The organism is Pigmentiphaga humi (assembly GCF_900606115.1).
Lineage (GTDB): Bacteria > Pseudomonadota > Gammaproteobacteria > Burkholderiales > Burkholderiaceae_B > Pigmentiphaga > Pigmentiphaga humi.
Genome location: NZ_UWPJ01000008.1, coordinates 84,529 through 100,385, shown reverse-complemented (window position 1 = coordinate 100,385; position 15,857 = coordinate 84,529). Strand labels below are relative to the sequence as shown.

17 protein-coding genes are annotated in these 15,857 nt (G+C 67.0%); 3 read left to right on the top strand and 14 right to left on the bottom strand.

The genetic code is table 11. The features are described from left to right. Positions 1-35: 35 nt before the first annotated feature. The 10 genes from PIGHUM_RS04180 to PIGHUM_RS04135 form a co-directional block, all read right to left on the bottom strand. Positions 36-920 carry an amidohydrolase family protein gene (locus PIGHUM_RS04180; protein WP_124077995.1) on the bottom strand — a complete coding sequence of 295 codons (885 nt, stop codon included), beginning with the start codon at positions 918-920 and terminating at the stop codon, positions 36-38. Positions 921-1,068: 148 nt separating this feature from the next. Continuing rightward, the gene (locus PIGHUM_RS04175; RefSeq protein ID WP_124077994.1) at positions 1,069-1,977 is read right to left on the bottom strand and encodes a LysR substrate-binding domain-containing protein; all 909 of its coding nucleotides are present in this window, start codon (positions 1,975-1,977) and stop codon (positions 1,069-1,071) included. Between the two features lie 28 nt (positions 1,978-2,005). Continuing rightward, positions 2,006-2,893, bottom strand: coding sequence for a polysaccharide deacetylase family protein (locus tag PIGHUM_RS04170; RefSeq protein WP_124077993.1), 888 nt, complete (start codon positions 2,891-2,893; stop codon positions 2,006-2,008). 5 nt (positions 2,894-2,898) lie between these two features. Then, on the bottom strand, positions 2,899-3,603 hold the full coding sequence (locus PIGHUM_RS04165; protein WP_124077992.1) for an isochorismatase family protein: 705 nt from the start codon (positions 3,601-3,603) through the stop codon (positions 2,899-2,901). Between the two features lie 23 nt (positions 3,604-3,626). Continuing rightward, positions 3,627-3,959 carry a MaoC family dehydratase gene (locus tag PIGHUM_RS04160; RefSeq protein WP_124077991.1) on the bottom strand — a complete coding sequence of 111 codons (333 nt, stop codon included), beginning with the start codon at positions 3,957-3,959 and terminating at the stop codon, positions 3,627-3,629. 3 nt (positions 3,960-3,962) lie between these two features. Then, positions 3,963-4,412: a hypothetical protein gene (locus PIGHUM_RS04155; RefSeq protein WP_124077990.1), complete on the bottom strand. Its 450-nt coding sequence runs from the start codon at positions 4,410-4,412 to the stop codon at positions 3,963-3,965. Continuing rightward, positions 4,409-5,605, bottom strand: a complete 1,197-nt coding sequence (locus tag PIGHUM_RS04150; RefSeq protein ID WP_124077989.1) for a CaiB/BaiF CoA transferase family protein — start codon at positions 5,603-5,605, stop codon at positions 4,409-4,411. Before PIGHUM_RS04150 ends, PIGHUM_RS04155 begins: the two co-directional genes overlap by 4 nt. Positions 5,606-5,800: 195 nt before the next feature. Continuing rightward, positions 5,801-6,559: a phosphatase PAP2 family protein gene (locus PIGHUM_RS24135; RefSeq protein ID WP_246012895.1), complete on the bottom strand. Its 759-nt coding sequence runs from the start codon at positions 6,557-6,559 to the stop codon at positions 5,801-5,803. Positions 6,560-6,657: 98 nt separating this feature from the next. After that, positions 6,658-7,992: a YfaP family protein gene (locus tag PIGHUM_RS24130; protein WP_246012894.1), complete on the bottom strand. Its 1,335-nt coding sequence runs from the start codon at positions 7,990-7,992 to the stop codon at positions 6,658-6,660. Beyond that, positions 7,982-8,500 (bottom strand): hypothetical protein, encoded by a 519-nt coding sequence (locus PIGHUM_RS04135; protein ID WP_124077988.1) that lies wholly within the window; start codon positions 8,498-8,500, stop codon positions 7,982-7,984. The genes PIGHUM_RS24130 and PIGHUM_RS04135 overlap by 11 nt, the downstream gene beginning before the upstream one ends. Before the next feature lie 221 nt (positions 8,501-8,721). Here PIGHUM_RS04135 and PIGHUM_RS04130 point away from each other — a divergent pair, with 221 nt between their 5' ends. Beyond that, entirely contained in the window at positions 8,722-9,756 is a 1,035-nt protein-coding gene (locus PIGHUM_RS04130) for a porin (protein ID WP_160142151.1), read from the top strand. Between the two features lie 75 nt (positions 9,757-9,831). On the opposite strand, the gene PIGHUM_RS04125 is transcribed toward PIGHUM_RS04130, so the two are convergent. The 4 genes from PIGHUM_RS04125 to PIGHUM_RS04110 all read right to left on the bottom strand — a co-directional run bounded on the left by PIGHUM_RS04125 (position 9,832) and on the right by PIGHUM_RS04110 (position 12,862). Next, positions 9,832-10,899: a DUF5924 family protein gene (locus PIGHUM_RS04125; protein ID WP_124077986.1), complete on the bottom strand. Its 1,068-nt coding sequence runs from the start codon at positions 10,897-10,899 to the stop codon at positions 9,832-9,834. A 12-nt stretch (positions 10,900-10,911) separates the two neighbouring features. Further along, positions 10,912-11,397, bottom strand: coding sequence for an LEA/WHy family protein (locus tag PIGHUM_RS04120; RefSeq protein ID WP_187697747.1), 486 nt, complete (start codon positions 11,395-11,397; stop codon positions 10,912-10,914). 121 nt (positions 11,398-11,518) lie between these two features. Further along, entirely contained in the window at positions 11,519-12,388 is an 870-nt protein-coding gene (sigJ, locus tag PIGHUM_RS04115) for an RNA polymerase sigma factor SigJ (protein ID WP_124077985.1), read from the bottom strand. Between the two features lie 42 nt (positions 12,389-12,430). Beyond that, positions 12,431-12,862, bottom strand: coding sequence for a carboxymuconolactone decarboxylase family protein (locus tag PIGHUM_RS04110; RefSeq protein ID WP_124077984.1), 432 nt, complete (start codon positions 12,860-12,862; stop codon positions 12,431-12,433). A gap of 265 nt (positions 12,863-13,127) precedes the next feature. Here PIGHUM_RS04110 and PIGHUM_RS04105 point away from each other — a divergent pair, with 265 nt between their 5' ends. After that, positions 13,128-14,339, top strand: a complete 1,212-nt coding sequence (locus PIGHUM_RS04105; RefSeq protein WP_222929211.1) for an FAD-dependent oxidoreductase — start codon at positions 13,128-13,130, stop codon at positions 14,337-14,339. Between the two features lie 13 nt (positions 14,340-14,352). Continuing rightward, positions 14,353-15,852 carry an aldehyde dehydrogenase gene (locus PIGHUM_RS04100; RefSeq protein WP_124077982.1) on the top strand — a complete coding sequence of 500 codons (1,500 nt, stop codon included), beginning with the start codon at positions 14,353-14,355 and terminating at the stop codon, positions 15,850-15,852. Positions 15,853-15,857 lie beyond the last annotated feature (5 nt).

The window sequence follows — 15,857 nt, the reverse complement described above, 5'->3', positions numbered from 1 at the left end:
TGGCACAACTCCGGGCGTGCCAGGCCGGAAACGTACTAGTCCGGAAGCTTGAACAGCTTCAGGGCGTTGTCGCGCATGACTTTGCGCCTGGAGCCGGGACGCAGGCCGAGCTCGTCCATTTCCCTTACCGCGCGCTCGGGGTCGATGACCGGCCAGTCGGTTCCGAAGAGAAACTTGTCCTGTCCGTAGGAGTCCGCGAACTTCACGACGGAGCCGGGCCAATGCTTGGGAGCGTAGGCGTCGCCCGCCATATAGACGTTCGGATGCTTCCAGGCCATTGAGATCATCTCGTCGGTCCATGGGTAGCCGAGATGGATGCCGATCAGCTTCAGCTCCGGGAAATCGATCGCGACCCGATCGAGCATGATCGGCTGCGCGATGGTCGGCAGCCGGCGGTCGCGCTGGTAGATCAGGCAATTCCCCATTTGCATCATGATGGGGATGTCCAGCTCGCAGCAGCGCGCGTAGTACGGATACATGAGCGCCGCGTCGGGGGCGATGCCGAACCAATGGGGGTAGTAGTGCGCGCCGACGAAGCCGTATTCTTCGACCGCACGGTCGAGCTCGCGCAACCCCTGGATGCCCCGGGTCGGATCGATGCCCGCCAGTCCGGAGAAGCGCGCGGGGTGCTCCGCGCAAATCCCGTGCACGCGCTCGTAGGTGATTTCCACGGATCCCTTGATGCGCAGGTCGCCCATGCGGACGGCGATCAGGAGGGAGCGGTCGATGTTCGCCGCGTCCATCTTCCGCAGATAGTCGGGCATCTCGATGCCGCGGTAGAACGAGCCGCTCTGCCGGGTCTTGGCGCGGAACGAGTCGTCGGTCGCTATCCGCCCCTCTTCGAACTCCCGGGGGGTAAAGACATTGACGACGATATCGATCGCGCCATATTCGGAGGTGGCCTGGTCTTGCTCGCTCATGATTGACTCGATGTAGTTGCCGGGACAAGCGTCTTCTCGCCTGTGGCGATTCTTATGGAATCCGCAGGCCGGCACAATGCAAGAAAACTGAGCGATCGGTGAGAAAAGCTGAGGCTAGCGAATGGCGGGCGGGTGGGGCGGCGGAGCCCTAGCCGCACAGTTCCAGGATGGCCTCGTACGATGCCTGCCCTTCTTCGTGCAGCCATTCGAGAAACTTGGCGACCGGGCTGTCCGGCGTATAGGGGGCGCCGACGATGGCGTGGTATTCCGTGTCGTTCTCGGTCCGATAGCGCGGAAATGGCAGGCAGAGTTTTTCCGAGAGCAGGTCGTCGACCAGGATGACGGCGGGGGCGACGGCGATGCCCATCTTGTTGATGCACGCCTGGACGCCGAAATAGAGCTGGTCGAAATACAGGGCGTTGGCCGGCTGCAGCCCTTTCAGGCCCATCGAGGCGAGCAGGTTGGGCCAGGAGTGGGGGGATGTCGCGGTATGGATGAGCGTGTGCCTGCTCAGGCCGGAGGCGGTGATGCCGGCGATCCCCGGCAGATCCGGACTGCCGATGGGCATGGACATCGCGGGAAAGAGCGGAATGGCCTGCTGCGATGGAACGGTGGGTGTGCGGCGGATGGCCAGGTCGTAGCTGTCGCGGGAGAAGTCAGCGGGTTCCAGGGACGAGCTCAGCCGGATATAGATGTCTGGATGCCGGTGCGTAAACCGGTTCAGGCGGGGGATGAGCCAGTGCATGCTGAAAGTGGGCGTCGCGCTGACGTTCAGCGTCGATGGCTGCACCGTCCGGCGCAGCACGGTGACGGCCAGTTCCAGGCGGTCGAGCGAGGCGCTCGTTTCTTTCAGGAGGTCGCGGCCTTCCTGGGTGAGCAGGGCCTGCCGCGCACCCCGCTTGAACAGCAGAACGCCCAGCCATTCCTCGAGCAGGGCGATCTGCCGGCTCACCGCCCCATGGGTCACGTGGAGTTCGGCAGCGGCGCGCGCGAAATTCTCGTAGCGCGCGGCTACCTCGAAAACCCGGATGGCGTTCAGCGGCGGAAGCCTTCTCATGGGTATGAGGCCGGGTCACCCGACCGGCTTAGAGGGGCAGCATCGAGTCGGCGTGCGCTGCGATGTGCCCGGGAGTCGTGAACCAGACTCTATCACGGTGGCGCGAGATGTGCTCCAGGACGCGCCGCAGCTTGCGCAGCCTGTGGGGCTGGCCGGTCAGGAAGGTATGGAAGGACGCCGCGTAGACCAGCGGGAATTGCCGGGAATCCTCCAGTTGTTCGTCGAATGCGTCGATCAGCATCCGTTCGAATTCCTCGTCGCTTGCGCCGCGGTTGATGTACGCGGGCAAGTCGTTCAGCTCCATGGCGGGGTAGGGCACGGCGAGGATCGGGCCGTTGTCGGTCTTGAACCGGATGGGCTGTTCGTCGAAGTACCAGTCGAGCATGTACTTGAACCCGGCCTCCTTCAATAGTTCGGGCGTCCTGGGGCTTTGCGACAGGAACGGGCCCAGCCATCCCTCCGGCCGCTTCCCTTCTTCCTCGGTGATGCGCCGGACGACATTCGACAGCATGGCGCGCTCCGCCGGCTCATCCATGTCGATCTGCCGCTCCGAATTCGTCCAGCCGTGGGCGACGAGTTCATAGCCGGGTTTCCGGCAGGCGGCGAGCACCTCGGGACACACGTCGTAGACGGATCCGTTGGCGATGATGGTCAGGGGGATGCCGAACTGTTCGAACAGATTCAGGATCCGCCATACGCCTACGCGGTTGCCGAAATCCCGATACGCATAGCCTCTCTGGAACGGCGGCGACGGCATCGAGGTGAAATCGTTGCCCGGGTTGCGTCCGAACTCGAACGCCTCGATGTTCAGGGCGAAGTAGGCCGCGAGCCGCTTGCCGTCCGGCCAGTCATAGCGCGGACGGCTGACGATCGGAGAGAACGGGTACCGGTGGAGCTTGGTGTCGAAGCGTTGCATGGTGGTCAGGCCTTGTCGGGTTGGGCGTCCTGCGCCATCTCGTCGAGCTTGCCGAGCAGATCGGCCGTCGTCATGACGTCCGCATACTTCTGCGAGAGGTCGAAAAGATTGACCGCATGCGGCACGACGCCCCGGTCGTACACCGCGTCGCAGGGGACCACGCACTTGTAGTTGTACGAGAAACCGTCCACCGCGGTGGCGCGGATGCAGCCGGAGGTCGTGCAGCCGGTAAGAACCAGCGTGTCCACGCCGAGATCGACGAGATGGCTGGCCAGCGGCGTGCCGAAGAAGGCGCTCGGATGCTTCTTGGGAATGGTGAGCTCGTGCTGCCTCGGCGCGACCTCGCGGACGAACTGGTAGCCGTCCTGGGAGATGCCCATCGCGGCCGGGATCTTCGACGCCAGCCGCCCGCCGTCGTGAGGCCGCTTCTGCGCGACGTGGGGAAAGATGACGGGATAGCCTTGCCCGCGGAACGCCGCGATGAGCGACGCGATATGGGGCACGGCTTTCCAGGCGGCCTCGCCGCAGGCCGTCGGGTATTCATTGACCGCTTCCAGGATCGGCCTGGCCGCCGTGCCCGTCGTCCGGTACTGGACGTCGATGACGAGAAGCGCCAGCCGCCTGCCGATGCCGGACGGGTTGCCCCAGCCTGCCGCGCGATAGGCGGCCAGGTCGCTCTCCGGGATGATTCCTTGCCATAGGTCTCGCATCTTTCCCTCCACGGCAGCGGGCGTCAGCGGAGGCGGGCCGTGCCCACGACGTTGACGGTCTCCCCGACCTTGGCGACGACGTTGCCGCCATCGTCAATGGAGACGACGAGTTCTTCGTTGGGATAGGTCGGCGCGATGAACTTCACCTCGATTTCCCCGCGGCGGTGCCAGTCCCTGCCGTACTTCCTGGCCGCGAGTTCCGCGGCGTAGCCCATGACCATCGGGCCGTGCGCCAGGGTGTCCTTGTAGCCGCGCTGGCGGGCGTAGTCGATGTCGTAATGGATGATGTCGTTGTCGCCGTTGAGCACGCCGTACTGGTCGATCATCTTCTGGGTAATGAAGATCCGTTTTTCCATGTCTTACTCCGGGAAATGGCTGACGTTGAGCGCCTGCGCGATCATGCGGCCGTTCTTGTCCTTGAAGTCGGCGGAGAAACTGACGTAGCGCTTGTCGCGCTTGACGAACTTTTTCTCGATGCGGCCGGTGCCGACGATGTCGATGCTTTCGTCGGCCCAGATCGGCTCGAAGAACCGGAACTGGTTGGAACCCATCACGCCGCCCTGCTGAGGCGGGTACTTGCTGTACAGGACAGCCATGAAATAGACCTGCAGCACGGATGGAAGCGCGGCCCGGCGGCCGTCGACTTCATAGCCGGCCGCATCGCCGTCGACGACGCCCGCGTACTCCTGCATGATCTCCGGCGTGACGCTGAAGTGGAGCGGCGGGAGGGTATCGCCAATGACGTAGTCGTCATAGGTCGTGCCGCGCTGCTCGCCTTCGCGCGGCTTGATTTCGCTTGGTCGTGTCATTCCTGCTCTCCTGTGAAAAGAACTTTCGATTGCACCAACTGGTCGATCTTCGCTTCCGGATAAGCGCACAGCGTCTGGAAGATCCGCCGCGTGGCGCTGCCGAGCGCCGGGGGATAGTCCAGCGGGCGCTGTGCCGCGTACTTGAAGGGGTTGCCCAGGAAGTTCAAGGCGTTGCCTGTTTCCGGCTTCTCTACGCTCTCGACCATGTTGCGCAGTCGCGCCAGCGGCTGATCGACCGCTTCGGCCACGTTCATCACCTTGCCGGCCGGAACGCGCGCCTGGAAAAGCGCGGCGGCCCAATGGTCGGCGCTCTGCCCGGCGAACACCTCGGAGAGCTCGGCCACGAGCGCCTCCACGTTCTCGACCCGCTTGCCGCGGTCGGAGAATCTCGGGTCGGTCGCCAATTCGGGCCGGCCAATGACGTCGCAGAGCTTGGGCCAGAAATGTTCCCCGGTCGGCGAAATGGCGAGGTAGCCGCCGTCGCTGCAAAGAAAGGCCTCGCTCGGGGCGATCATCGGATTGCGGCTGCCCATGCGCCGGGGAACGTCGCCCGATATGAAGTGGTTCTGGGCCTGCCAGGTGAGCAGCGCGAGCTGGCAATCCAGCAGCGATATCTGCGCATGGGCCGCCTTGCCTTCGCGGGCCCCCTGGTACAGGACGCCGCACGCGGCGAGCGCCAGATAGAGCCCGCCGGCCAGATCCGCAATCTGATAGCCGACGCGGCAGGGCTCGCTCGATTCGGAGCCTGTAATGCTCATCACTCCCCCCATTGCCTGAACGATCAGGTCGTAGGCGGGCGCGCGGGCATACTCGCCCGCGTCGTGCAGGCCGATCAACTGGGCGACGCCGATGCGCGGATTGACCTTCCGGAGGCTCTCGAAATCCAGGCCCAGACGGGCGGGAACGTCGGGAGCGAAGCCGTAGACGACGGCGTCGCTGATGCGCACCAGGTCATAGAACGCTTCGCGTCCGGCCGGCTGCTTCAGGTCGATGCAGACGCTCGACTTGCCCCGGTTGACGGAAAGAAAGAAGGAGCTGTCGCCGTCGAAGCGATAGACCGGGACCCCCCGGGACGAGTCCCCTTCGGGAGGCTCGATCTTGATGACTTCCGCGCCGAGCTGCGCGAGCGTCTGCCCTGCAAACGGACCGCCCAGCACCCAGGTGAGGTCCAGAATTCGTGCTTTGTTTAACAATTTTTCCCTCGCTGATCAGCACCGTTCGGGTAGCGCTATTCTTGGTCAGCGAGGGGCAGGCAACAATCGATATATTTTTGGCTAAGTATGAAAAAAACTGACGGCTGAAGAGAGGCGATCGCACGCGGCCCGGGGCTGAGGTGTGCGGCCCATACGGCGATGCCCGTGTCGGGCAACGGCCGAATCGGCTCGCTTTCAGCGCGAGCCGGACGACGCAAGCGCCCGTTCGCGCAGCCGGATGATGCCCAGCATCCAGGCCCCGGTAACGGCGAATGCGGCGACGACGTCGCTCAGGTAGTGCACCTGCAGGATGACGCGGCTGTAGCCGATGGCGGCGATGAGCGCGGCAGCCGCCATCGTCAGCCCGGGGCGCCAGGCCGCGGGCATGGCGCTTATCGCCAGATAGGCCAGCAGGCCGTACACCGCCATCGAGCCGGTGGCGTGGCCGCTGGGGAAGCTCCATCCGAGTTCCTGGGTGTAGCCGTGCAGGTGTTCGGGGCGGATCCGGCGGAAGGCGTGCTTGAGCAGTACGTTCAGGCCCGAGGCGCCGAGCGTGCCGGCCAGCCAGAACCCGGCATCCGCCCAGCGGCGGCGTAGCAGCAGGAAGGCCAGGACGGCGGCGCCTAGTGCGAACAGGAAGGCGCGGTCGCCCGCCATCGTCAGCAGGGCCAGCGCGCGCAGCCATGCCGCCGAGGCGTGGCTGGCCAAGGCCTGCGCAATCGCGTGGTCCAGCAGGACCAGCCGCGACTCGGTCACCACATTGACGGCGATGAGCGCGAACACGGCCGCGCCTGCCGCGATGAGCCAGGCCGCGGTCCGCGCGCGTCGTGCCGGCGGTACGCGCCGGGTATCGAAGGCGCGGCCGATCCACAAGCCGAAGATGCATGCGCATGCCAGCCAGGCGAGAAAAGCGGCCCCGGCGTAGCTTCCCGCCAACCATTGCAATGTCGTCATCGGCCTGTCAGCGTTCGTGTGTCGTCAGATGCGACGATAGCAGTCCGGCCGCGGGATGGCCGGCGTCGCGGCATGTGCGGGTTCTCCTGGGGCCGGCATCAGTGCGCCCGGACCGTCCACGAGCCGTCCGGCTGCCGCGCCACCGCGGCGCGCATCGCAATCTGCGGCGCTTCGTCACCCGCCGGACCCCGTGCGGCTCCGGCATCGAGACGCACGGTGCGCAGTACGCCGTGTTCGGCCGTGGCCAGCTGGAGCGTGGCCGTCCTGCCGGCGGGAGCCGCGTAGTTGTTCAGTCCGATGCTGTAGGTGCCGGCCTGCAGGCGCGCCGGGTCGCAGCTTGCGTGGTAGTGCTCGGGGCCATGGCCTTTGATGTTGTCCAGGTCCAGCGCGCCCGCGGCGCCTATGCGCGCGCCGTAGTGCACGTGGGCGCCTCCGGGTTCGAGCACGTGCAGGTCCAGGTCGCCTTCGCCGTCCCAGGCCAGCGTGGCGGTGAAGAAACCCGGACTGGCGCTAGGCGCGGGCCGCGCCAGCTGCAGCAGCGCCTGGGCCATCATGGCGCCGGCGGCGGCGCGGCCGTTGCGGCGCGCGTCCAGGTAGGTCTCCACCAGCATATGGCCGGTGACGTCGTCGGCCGAAAAGGGAATGGCGAGATTGGCGGGCGGCGGGAGCCCGGGCACCATGCCGCGCAGCGCGGCGATCACCGTATCGTTGGAAGACAGCAGATGCGGGCCGTTGACGACGGACGCGGCGGGCGCGAGATGGACCGCCGCGGCATGGGCCGCATCGGCAGCCCGCCAGGCCGTGTTGAGAAAGAAATTGCCTTGCGAGTGGCCGACCATCAGCAGGCCGTGTCCTTGCATACTGAGGGCCTGCAGGCGCAATCGATGGGCGGCGTAGTCGGCGCCGGTGGGCGGTGCGGCGGCCAGCCTTGCCGTGCGCGCGAGGATGCGGGCATTGCGTGCCTGCACCAGCGCGTCGGCCAGTTCGTTGGCGCGCGGCACCGCCTGCGCGATTTTGCGCCACCAGGCCAGCCTGCCGTCGACGACCTCCCAGAATAATTCCCAGCGCTGGCTCAAGGCTTCGTCCAGCTCCGCCGCGCGCTGTTCGAACACCTCGGCAAGATCTTCGATGCCGTCGAGCGCCCGCCGTTCCAGGCCGCTGGCGTTGTAGAAGACTTCCGCGCCCACCGCCAGGCCGGCGCCGCGCGGGTCGGACGCCATGCCTTCCCGCAGCGTCGCCAGGAGCGTCCGGGCGCCGGAATAGGCTTCGTCCGGCGTGTTCCAGACGCCGTTGAAAAAGGCCAGCGTATGCGTGCGTTCCGGGCACAGCTGAGCATGGGCGAAGGCCGGGACGGCGGCGATGCCGGCGAACACGGCCGCGCGCGCGCAACCAAGCAGGGCAAGGGCGGAACGGAGCCGGATCCTATTGCGCATCGCAGCCATCCTTGTCGGACACGGCCATGACTGCGCCGTCGAGCGCGCGGGCGTAGGCCAGGTAGGCCTGGACCCGTTCCCTGGTATTGGCGGTCATCTTGCGCAAGACGGACATGGCCTGCATGCCTTCGGCCTCCGAGGCGCTGTGGGTCATGATGCAGGAAATGGCCTGCCCGCTCTGCGCCGCCGCATCGAGGGCGGCGGCCGCATCCTGGCTGCCGCGCACGACCGAGGCCTGATAGGCGCGGGCCAGTTGGGCGAGCGCGGCCCGAAGCTCGGGCGTGGCCTGCCGGCCGGCGATCCAGGCATCGATGTCGTCGCGTATACCGTTGCCGCCGGCATCGGGTCCGGCCAGTCCGGCGGAGCGGTCCAGCGTGGGCAATTGGCCCTGGCTTTCGAGATCGCCGACGGTAGGGGCCGGCGTGTCGTTGGCGGGAGGTTCTTCGCCGCCGCAGGCGGCGAGCAGGCCGGCACAGAGGCCGAGCGTGCAAAGAGCGGATCGGGGCATGGCGCATCCTGGGCAGGTGGATCCGCGCCAGTCTGCCGGCCGCGCGGATGGATGGCGCCATTAGGCCTGGGCCGATGCGGCCATGGCCGGCGAGCGGGACAGATTCGTCGTTGTGGCTCCCCCGCATGGAACTTGCTGCCCAGGCCGGGTTTTGCCAAGGAACGCCGTTCGGGGCCACACTGTCGGCGTTTCGAATAGAGCCGGACGGGAGGAACGCAGGCATGAAGGGGCGAGGCAGATATCGGGCGGGAGCCGCGGCGCTGGGAGCGTGGCTGGGCTTGTCCGCCGGGGCCGCGGCCGAATCGTCCGTCGTGCTCTATGGCACCGTCGATGCCGGGGTCTACAAGCTGGCGCGCGGCCCCGTCTCGGTGGGCAACATCCAGCGCAGCTACTGGGGCATAAAGGGCGTGGAGGATCTCGGCGGCGGCTATGCCGCGCTGTTCCACTTGCAATCGCGCTTCGAGATCGACAGCGGACGCCTGGAGGCCAGCGGCGCCGGGCCGCTGTTCTACGGCGAGTCCACGGTCGGCCTGTCCGGCCCGTTCGGCAAGCTCAGGCTCGGGCGGGCCATGACGCCCCTGTGGGCGCTGGACTGGCAGTTCGACCCCTGGGCCAACTTCGACCGGGTGGCTTCGATCGCCTGGCAGATCTACCATCCCTCGTATCGCGCCGACCCGTACCGAACCGGCGCGGCCGGCGACTACAGCCGGGTCAACAACGGCGTGTTCTACGATTCGCCGGTCCTGGCCGGCTGGTCGGCGCATCTGTCGGTCAATGGCGAGCGCAGTCAGGTTCCCGATGGCAACGGCGCGGTGGAGCGCAGGCGCGGTCTGGCGGGAGCGGTCAATTACGAAGGCGGGGGCTGGACCGCGCTGGCCTCGGCCGAGCGCAACAGCGTGGACGACCGGACTTATTTCCTGGGCCTGGCCTATGGACCGGGAGCGACGCGCATCATGGTCTCGGCCAATCTGACCGAGTTGAGTCCCTTCAGCCAAATGCAGTTGGGAGAGCCGCGACGCCGCCGCACGAGCGCCATGCTGGCCGCCGTCCACCGGACCGGCGCGGTGACCTGGAAGGCAGGCATAGGCAGGGATTTCCAGGGCTACGGCACCGAAGGCGCAACCGGCTACGCCAGCCTGGGCGTGTCTTATGCGTGGTCCCCGCGAACCCTCCTCTATGCCGGCCTGGGCCACGCCCGTCCCGGGCATCTGGCCAGCCGGACCAACGTCGGCCTGGGGATGAACCACAGTTTCTGAGGCGCAGGCAGGCCGCGAAGGCGGCGGAGCAGGCCCGAGGCGCTTGCCGAGGAAAGGCGGAGCCCGAGCGAACCGCTACGGTGCGGGCTCGGGAGTCGGCGCGGCGGGCGCCGCATTCTCCGGGGAAGCCCGGTCTTCGACGCGAAAGCGCAGTGTTCCTATCATCTGGCCGGCGTCGGTCACCACCTTGACCTGCCAGCGGCCTTGCGGATCCGCGGTGAAGTTGCGCTTGTGGGTCCAGGCCCGGTAGCCTTCCTTGCGGCCGCCGCGGATGTCCAGCGCGATCCGGTCCACCTCCCGGCCGTTGTGCAGCCATACGTGATAGATGTGCTCGCGCAGGCCCAGCGGCGCGCTGACCGCCGTATAGGCGTAGATGCCGTTCGCCTGCAATTGCGCCGGCGTGACCGTGCGCAGGCTTTTGCCGGCCGCCATCGTGCGCGTATCCATCTGGGTGGAGATCGCCATTTCGTTGAGCCGCAGCGTCGCCGGCGGCACCCACAGGCGCGCGAACCAGCCCAGCGCGCCGAGCGCCGCCATCAGTCCGACGACCGCCCATTTGCGCCAGCGCGCCTCGATCGACAGCAGCTCGGCCAGCGACGGAAAGGACAGCGCAACCGCGACGCCCAGCGCGAGGCGGTAGCTCAGCCCCGTGGTCAGGTGCAGGATCAGCGGGAATGCCGTCAGCAGCACGGCGAACATCGTGAAGGTGTGATAAGTCAGAAAGACCCAGCGGCGGCCCGCCAGCCAGCGGAAATACAGAGGGTCGACCAGCGCCACCAGCGCCGCGGCGCCCAGCAGGCCGGTGAACACCACCTGGCCGCTGTTCCAGGTGGTGGCTGCATAGAGGAAGGGCAGCACGAAGAACAGTCCTTCCTGGTGGATCATCTGGGTGGCGTAGCGCAGCACCGGCGTGGGGATGGTCCAGCCCAGCCGCTGCTTCATGCGCTGGCGCAGCCATTGTTCCACCACCAGCCAGGCCCAGCACAGCAGCATGACGATGGCGATGACGCGGGCGAAGGCTTCGTGCCGCTCGACGGTGAAGAAGCTGACGATGCCCGAGGCGAACCCGAAGGCGGCTATCGTTCCGGGATAGCGCTGCACGAGCGCCAGGAGGCGCTGCAAGAGAGATTTCAGGTCTGGCACGGGGAGGGCGGATCAAGGATAACCGGGCAGGCTGAGCGCCCCTTTATCGGAAAAACGGGTGGTGCCGGCCACGCCGCCGGACAGCTTGCCGCGCAGCGTATAGGGGATATTGTCCAGGCGCGACCCGGAAGCCAGCCCCAATGCCTGGCGCAAGGCCCCGAGCGCCGATACCGAGACCGGCACGCCCAGCACGGTCTCGCCGAAGCGCGGCACGGTGCCGCGCGCATCGCTGACGCCGGTGGCGAAACGGTTGCCGTTGAGGTCCAGCTCCAGCGCCACGCCGTCGTAGTCCACCGGGGTGTCGTTCGGATTCTGCACGCGCAGTTTGACCAGCATGCGCAGCTCCATGCCCTGGCCCTGCAGCGGCTCGATGCCGGCCACCTGCACGCCGAGCGGATCGCGGCCCGCCAGACCGGCGCAGCCGGACAGCGCCAGCGCGCAGACGCAAGCCAGCGCCAGTCTGTGCATGGAAGAAAGAAGGGGCGTCGACGCATGCATGGTAGCCGCCACGGGAATCGGGAAGTCCCCATATTAGTAGCTCTCCCGCGCTCCGCGCCTTCACCGCATGCAACGGATGTAACCTCCCGCGAAGCCCGGCAGGGCTGCGCCGCCGGAAGACCTAGACCCTTCCCAATTTGTCCGGATTACGCATGACGTAGATGGCCGAAACCGAGCCCTTTTCGTCGTAGGCGAAGGTCATGGCCGCCGTTGCCGTCCTGCCCTCGCGCAGGAGCACGCCGCGCGTGTTGTTGATATCGGCTTCCACCCATTCCATGCCGTGCCAGAAGCGCTGGAGCCCGCGCTCGATGAAACGCAGGACCGCCTGTTTGCCGAGCAGTTCGTGGCGCAGGGCGGAGGCCTTGCCGCCGCTGTCGGACAGGATGCAGACGTCGTCCGCCAGCAGCGCGGCGAGCCGCTCGGTGCCGGCGCCGTCGATCGCGGCCCGGAACGCGCCCAGCAGCTCCTGTTGGCGGGCAACCGGGGTGACGTGGCGCACCTTGTCGGTTTCGACCGCCTCGCGGGCGCGCGAGACCAGCTTGCGGCAGGCGCTCTCCTGCATGCCCAGCGTGGCGGCGATGTCCGGATAGGGCGTATCGAAGATTTCGTGCAGCAGATAGGCGGCACGTTCCTTGGGCGTCAGCCGCTCCAGCATCAGCAGGAAGGCGGTAGTCAGGGAGGAGGCGAGCTCGAGGCGCGATTCGGGCGTATCGTCCAGCCGCGCGTGAATGGGTTCGGGCAGCCACGATCCGACATACTCCACGCGCGTGCGATAGGCGGCGCGCAGCATGTCCACGCACAGGTTGGTGCAGGTCTGGGTCAGCCAGGCGGCCGGGTTGTCGATGGCGCCGCGGTCGGTGGCGCGCCACTTGAGGAAGGTTTCCTGCACGGCGTCTTCCGCGTCGGCGCGGGTGCCCAGCATCCGGTACGCGAGGCTGAACAGGAAGCGCTGGCGGGTGGAAAAAACGTCCTGGGCGTCTGAAGGCGTCATGGCGTCAGGCGCGCGGCCGGGGGGCCCGGCTCGCGCGTGGGGTCAGTGCTGGGAAACCTGCATCCGGTTCCACAGGTTGATCATGGAGATGGTCGATGTCAACGCGGCGATCTGCGAGTCCGAGAAATGCTCGCGCAGGCGAACGCGCAGCGCGCCGTAGTCGGTCTTGCGGTCGAGCACGGTCAGCGCCTCGGTCCAGGCGAGGGCGGCTTTCTCGCTTTCGCTGTAGTCGCCCACGTGTTCCCAGACGACCAGCCGGTCCAGGCGCTCGCTGGTTTCGCCGTCCCGGCGCGCTTCGGCGATGTGCATTTTCACGCAGAACGCGCACTGGTTGATCTGCGAGGCGCGCAAAACCACCAAATGGTGCAAGGTGATCGGCAGGTCCTGGTCCAGAATCGTCTGTTGCGCGGCAGAGAGGGCGCGATAGACGTCAGGCAGCTGGGCGGCGGGATTGACGGCGGCGGAACGGCTCATGGAGGTCTCCAAAAAAAGCGGGTTTCGTCTATTTGACGATCCAGCCGCGGGATTTGTGACGCGCGGCGCCGAAAAAATGCCCGAGAATGCGCTGGATGGTCCGCCAGCCAAGCCGCGGCCCGGGGCCGTACAGGAAATGCCGGTCCCGTCCATGGGTTCAATTGTCCTATTGACAGGTCAATAGAATAATTGTGAAATGGCCCGACGATCCGTCCTCCCCGAGGGCGGACATACCCAAGGCATCCAGAATGAAACGAGGTGGCGCGTGAGCAGCGGGACTCCGGAGCAGGTCATTATTGTAGGGGGAGGTCCGGTCGGGCTGGTCATGGCGATGCGGCTGGGGCATTTCGGCATCCCGGCCGTGGTGGTGGAGGCCGACGAGGAAGTGTCGCGCGCGCTGAAGGCCTCGACCTTCCATCCGCCCACGCTGGACATGCTGGACGAGTATGGCATCACCCCCGGCCTGATCGCCGCCGGGCTGGTCGCGCCGACCTGGCAGGTCCGCATGCACGAGACCGGCGAATACGCCGAATTCGATCTCTCCGCGCTCAAGGACGAAACGCCGCATCCCTATCGCCTGCAGACCGAGCAGTGGAAGCTGTCCGAACTGCTGCTGGCGCATATACGCGCGAAGCTGCCGGGCACCCAGGTGCTGATGGGCTACAACTGTGTGGCGATCGCGCAGGACGAACACGGCGTGCGGGTCACGGTGGAGACGGCGGGCAAGGAGCGCAAGGAATTGTCCGGCCGCTACCTGATCGGCGCCGACGGCGCGCGCAGCATGGTGCGCGCGGCGCTGGACCTGAGCTTCGAAGGCCACACATTTCCCGAGACCACGGTGCTGGCCACCACCAGCTTCCCGTTCCACGAACACATTCCCACGCTTTCCTACATCAACTACTGCTGGGCGCCGACCGGCACCTTCAGCCTGCTGCGCCTGCCGGGGCTGTGGCGCGCCAGCCTGTATCCCTGGGAAGGCGAGAGCATCGAGGACGCGACCCGGCCCGAGTCGATCCAGAAGAAGCTGCAGCACATCCTGCCGCGCGACGAGCCCTACGACATCATGGAGATCCGGCCCTACCGGATCCATCAGCGCGTCGTCGATACCTATGTGAACGGCCGCATCGTCCTGGCGGGCGATGCGGCGCACATCAATAGTCCGAGCGGCGGCATGGGCATGAACGGCGGCATCCACGACGCCTTCAACCTGAGCGAGAAGCTGCGCCGCATCTACGCCGGCGAAAACGCCGATGCGCTGCTGGGACAGTACGAGCGCCAGCGGCGGCCGATCGCGATCAGGCACGTGCTGCAGCAGTCGGGCCGCAACCGCGCCCGCATGCAGGAGCGCGGCGCGGAGCAGCGCCGCAAGACGCTGGAAGAGTTGCTGCGCAAGGCCGGCGATCCCGCGCTGGCGCGCGAGTACCTGCTGGAAACCTCGATGATCCTGAGCCTGCGCGAAGCGGCCGCCATCGAATGAACCCGGAAGCACGATGAGCCAAGTCCCGGCAGCGCAGTTCTCCATTCCCGAGCGGGTCACCGGATTCGTCGAAGGCCGCTGCACCGGCGCAGGCGGCTATGAACTGGAGGTGATCCACCCCGGCGACGGACGCCGCATTGCGACGCTGGTCGAATCCTCGCCGGCAGAGGTCGATGCCGCCGTGCGCAGCGCGCGCGCCGCGTTCGAGGACGGCCGCTGGCGCCGGCAGACCGTCGAGGCCAGGCAGGCCGTGATGCGCCAGGTCGCCGACCTGGTGGACGTCCATCGGGAGGAACTGGCCTACCTGGAATGCATGAATTCCGGCATCCCCATGCGCCACCTGCAGCGCGGGCAGATTCCCCGCACCGCGCACAATTTCCGTTTCTTCGCCGAATTCCTCGGCCAGCATGCCGGAAAAATGTACGACCAGACCGAGGGCTACCTGACCCTGGTCCTGCGCGAACCGGTGGGCGTGGCCGCGCTGATCGGGCCGTGGAACGCGCCGCTGGCGCTGACTTCGATGAAGATCGCCGGCGCCATCGCGTTCGGCAACAGCTGCGTGTGCAAGCCTTCCGAGGTCACGCCGCTGGCGGTCGCGCGTTTCATGGAGCTGCTGGTCGAGGCCGGGGTGCCGCCCGGGGTCGTCAACCTGGTCAACGGACGCGGCGGCGTCACCGGCGAGGCCCTGGTGGCCCATCCCGGCGTGGACCTCGTCTCGTTCACCGGCGGCACGCAAACCGCGCGCCGCATCTCGGCCAGCGCCGGCGAAGGGCTCAAACCGCTTTCGCTGGAACTGGGCGGCAAGTCCGCCAACATCATTTTCGAATCGGCCGACCTGGAGCGGGCGATCGACGGCGCCTTGCTGGGCATCTTCTCCAACAACGGCCAGCAGTGCCTGGCCGGCTCGCGCATCCTGGTACAGCGTGCGGTGCTGGATCGCTTCATCGAATCCTTCGTGGCGCGCACCCGGCGCCTGCGCCTGGGCGACCCCCTCGACCCGGCCACCGAGATCGGCCCGCTGGCCTTCCGGGCGCATCGCGACCGCGTCGCCTCCTACGTGGAGGTCGCACGCGCCGATGGCGCCCAGGTATTGTGCGGCGGACAGGCCGAAGCCGCGCTGGAGCCGGGCTTCTTTTTCCAGCCTACCGCGGTGCTCGCCCAGGACAACCGCGCGCGCGTATGCCGGGAAGAAATCTTCGGCCCTTTCGCCACCATCGTGCCCTTCGACACCGCGGACCAGGCCTTCGCCATGGCCAACGACAGCGAGTTCGGCCTGGTCTCCTACGTCTGGACCGACCACCATCCGACCCTCATGCGGGCCCTTTCCGATATCCGCGCCGGCATGGTGTGGGCCAACACCCCCATGACGCGCGACCTGCGCGCCCCGTTCGGCGGCATCAAATCCTCCGGCTACGGCCGCGAGGGCGGCGAATCCAGCATGAAGTTCTACACCTACGAAAAAACCGCCATGCTCCCCACCGTCCTCCCCGCCATCCCGCGCCTGGGCGCCTGAACGAG

Excerpts from the sequence above, each read along its gene's own strand:
- PIGHUM_RS04180 (WP_124077995.1), bottom strand. The coding sequence starts at position 920 with ATGAGCGAGCAAGACCAGGCCACCTCCGAATATGGCGCGATCGATATC.
- PIGHUM_RS04175 (WP_124077994.1), bottom strand. The coding sequence starts at position 1,977 with ATGAGAAGGCTTCCGCCGCTGAACGCCATCCGGGTTTTCGAGGTAGCC.
- PIGHUM_RS04170 (WP_124077993.1), bottom strand. The coding sequence starts at position 2,893 with ATGCAACGCTTCGACACCAAGCTCCACCGGTACCCGTTCTCTCCGATC.
- PIGHUM_RS04165 (WP_124077992.1), bottom strand. The coding sequence starts at position 3,603 with ATGCGAGACCTATGGCAAGGAATCATCCCGGAGAGCGACCTGGCCGCC.
- PIGHUM_RS04160 (WP_124077991.1), bottom strand. The coding sequence starts at position 3,959 with ATGGAAAAACGGATCTTCATTACCCAGAAGATGATCGACCAGTACGGC.
- PIGHUM_RS04155 (WP_124077990.1), bottom strand. The coding sequence starts at position 4,412 with ATGACACGACCAAGCGAAATCAAGCCGCGCGAAGGCGAGCAGCGCGGC.
- PIGHUM_RS24135 (WP_246012895.1), bottom strand. The coding sequence starts at position 6,559 with ATGACGACATTGCAATGGTTGGCGGGAAGCTACGCCGGGGCCGCTTTT.
- PIGHUM_RS24130 (WP_246012894.1), bottom strand. The coding sequence starts at position 7,992 with ATGCGCAATAGGATCCGGCTCCGTTCCGCCCTTGCCCTGCTTGGTTGC.
- PIGHUM_RS04135 (WP_124077988.1), bottom strand. The coding sequence starts at position 8,500 with ATGCCCCGATCCGCTCTTTGCACGCTCGGCCTCTGTGCCGGCCTGCTC.
- PIGHUM_RS04130 (WP_160142151.1), top strand. The coding sequence starts at position 8,722 with ATGAAGGGGCGAGGCAGATATCGGGCGGGAGCCGCGGCGCTGGGAGCG.
- PIGHUM_RS04120 (WP_187697747.1), bottom strand. The coding sequence starts at position 11,397 with ATGCATGCGTCGACGCCCCTTCTTTCTTCCATGCACAGACTGGCGCTG.
- sigJ (WP_124077985.1), bottom strand. The coding sequence starts at position 12,388 with ATGACGCCTTCAGACGCCCAGGACGTTTTTTCCACCCGCCAGCGCTTC.
- PIGHUM_RS04110 (WP_124077984.1), bottom strand. The coding sequence starts at position 12,862 with ATGAGCCGTTCCGCCGCCGTCAATCCCGCCGCCCAGCTGCCTGACGTC.
- PIGHUM_RS04100 (WP_124077982.1), top strand. The coding sequence starts at position 14,353 with ATGAGCCAAGTCCCGGCAGCGCAGTTCTCCATTCCCGAGCGGGTCACC.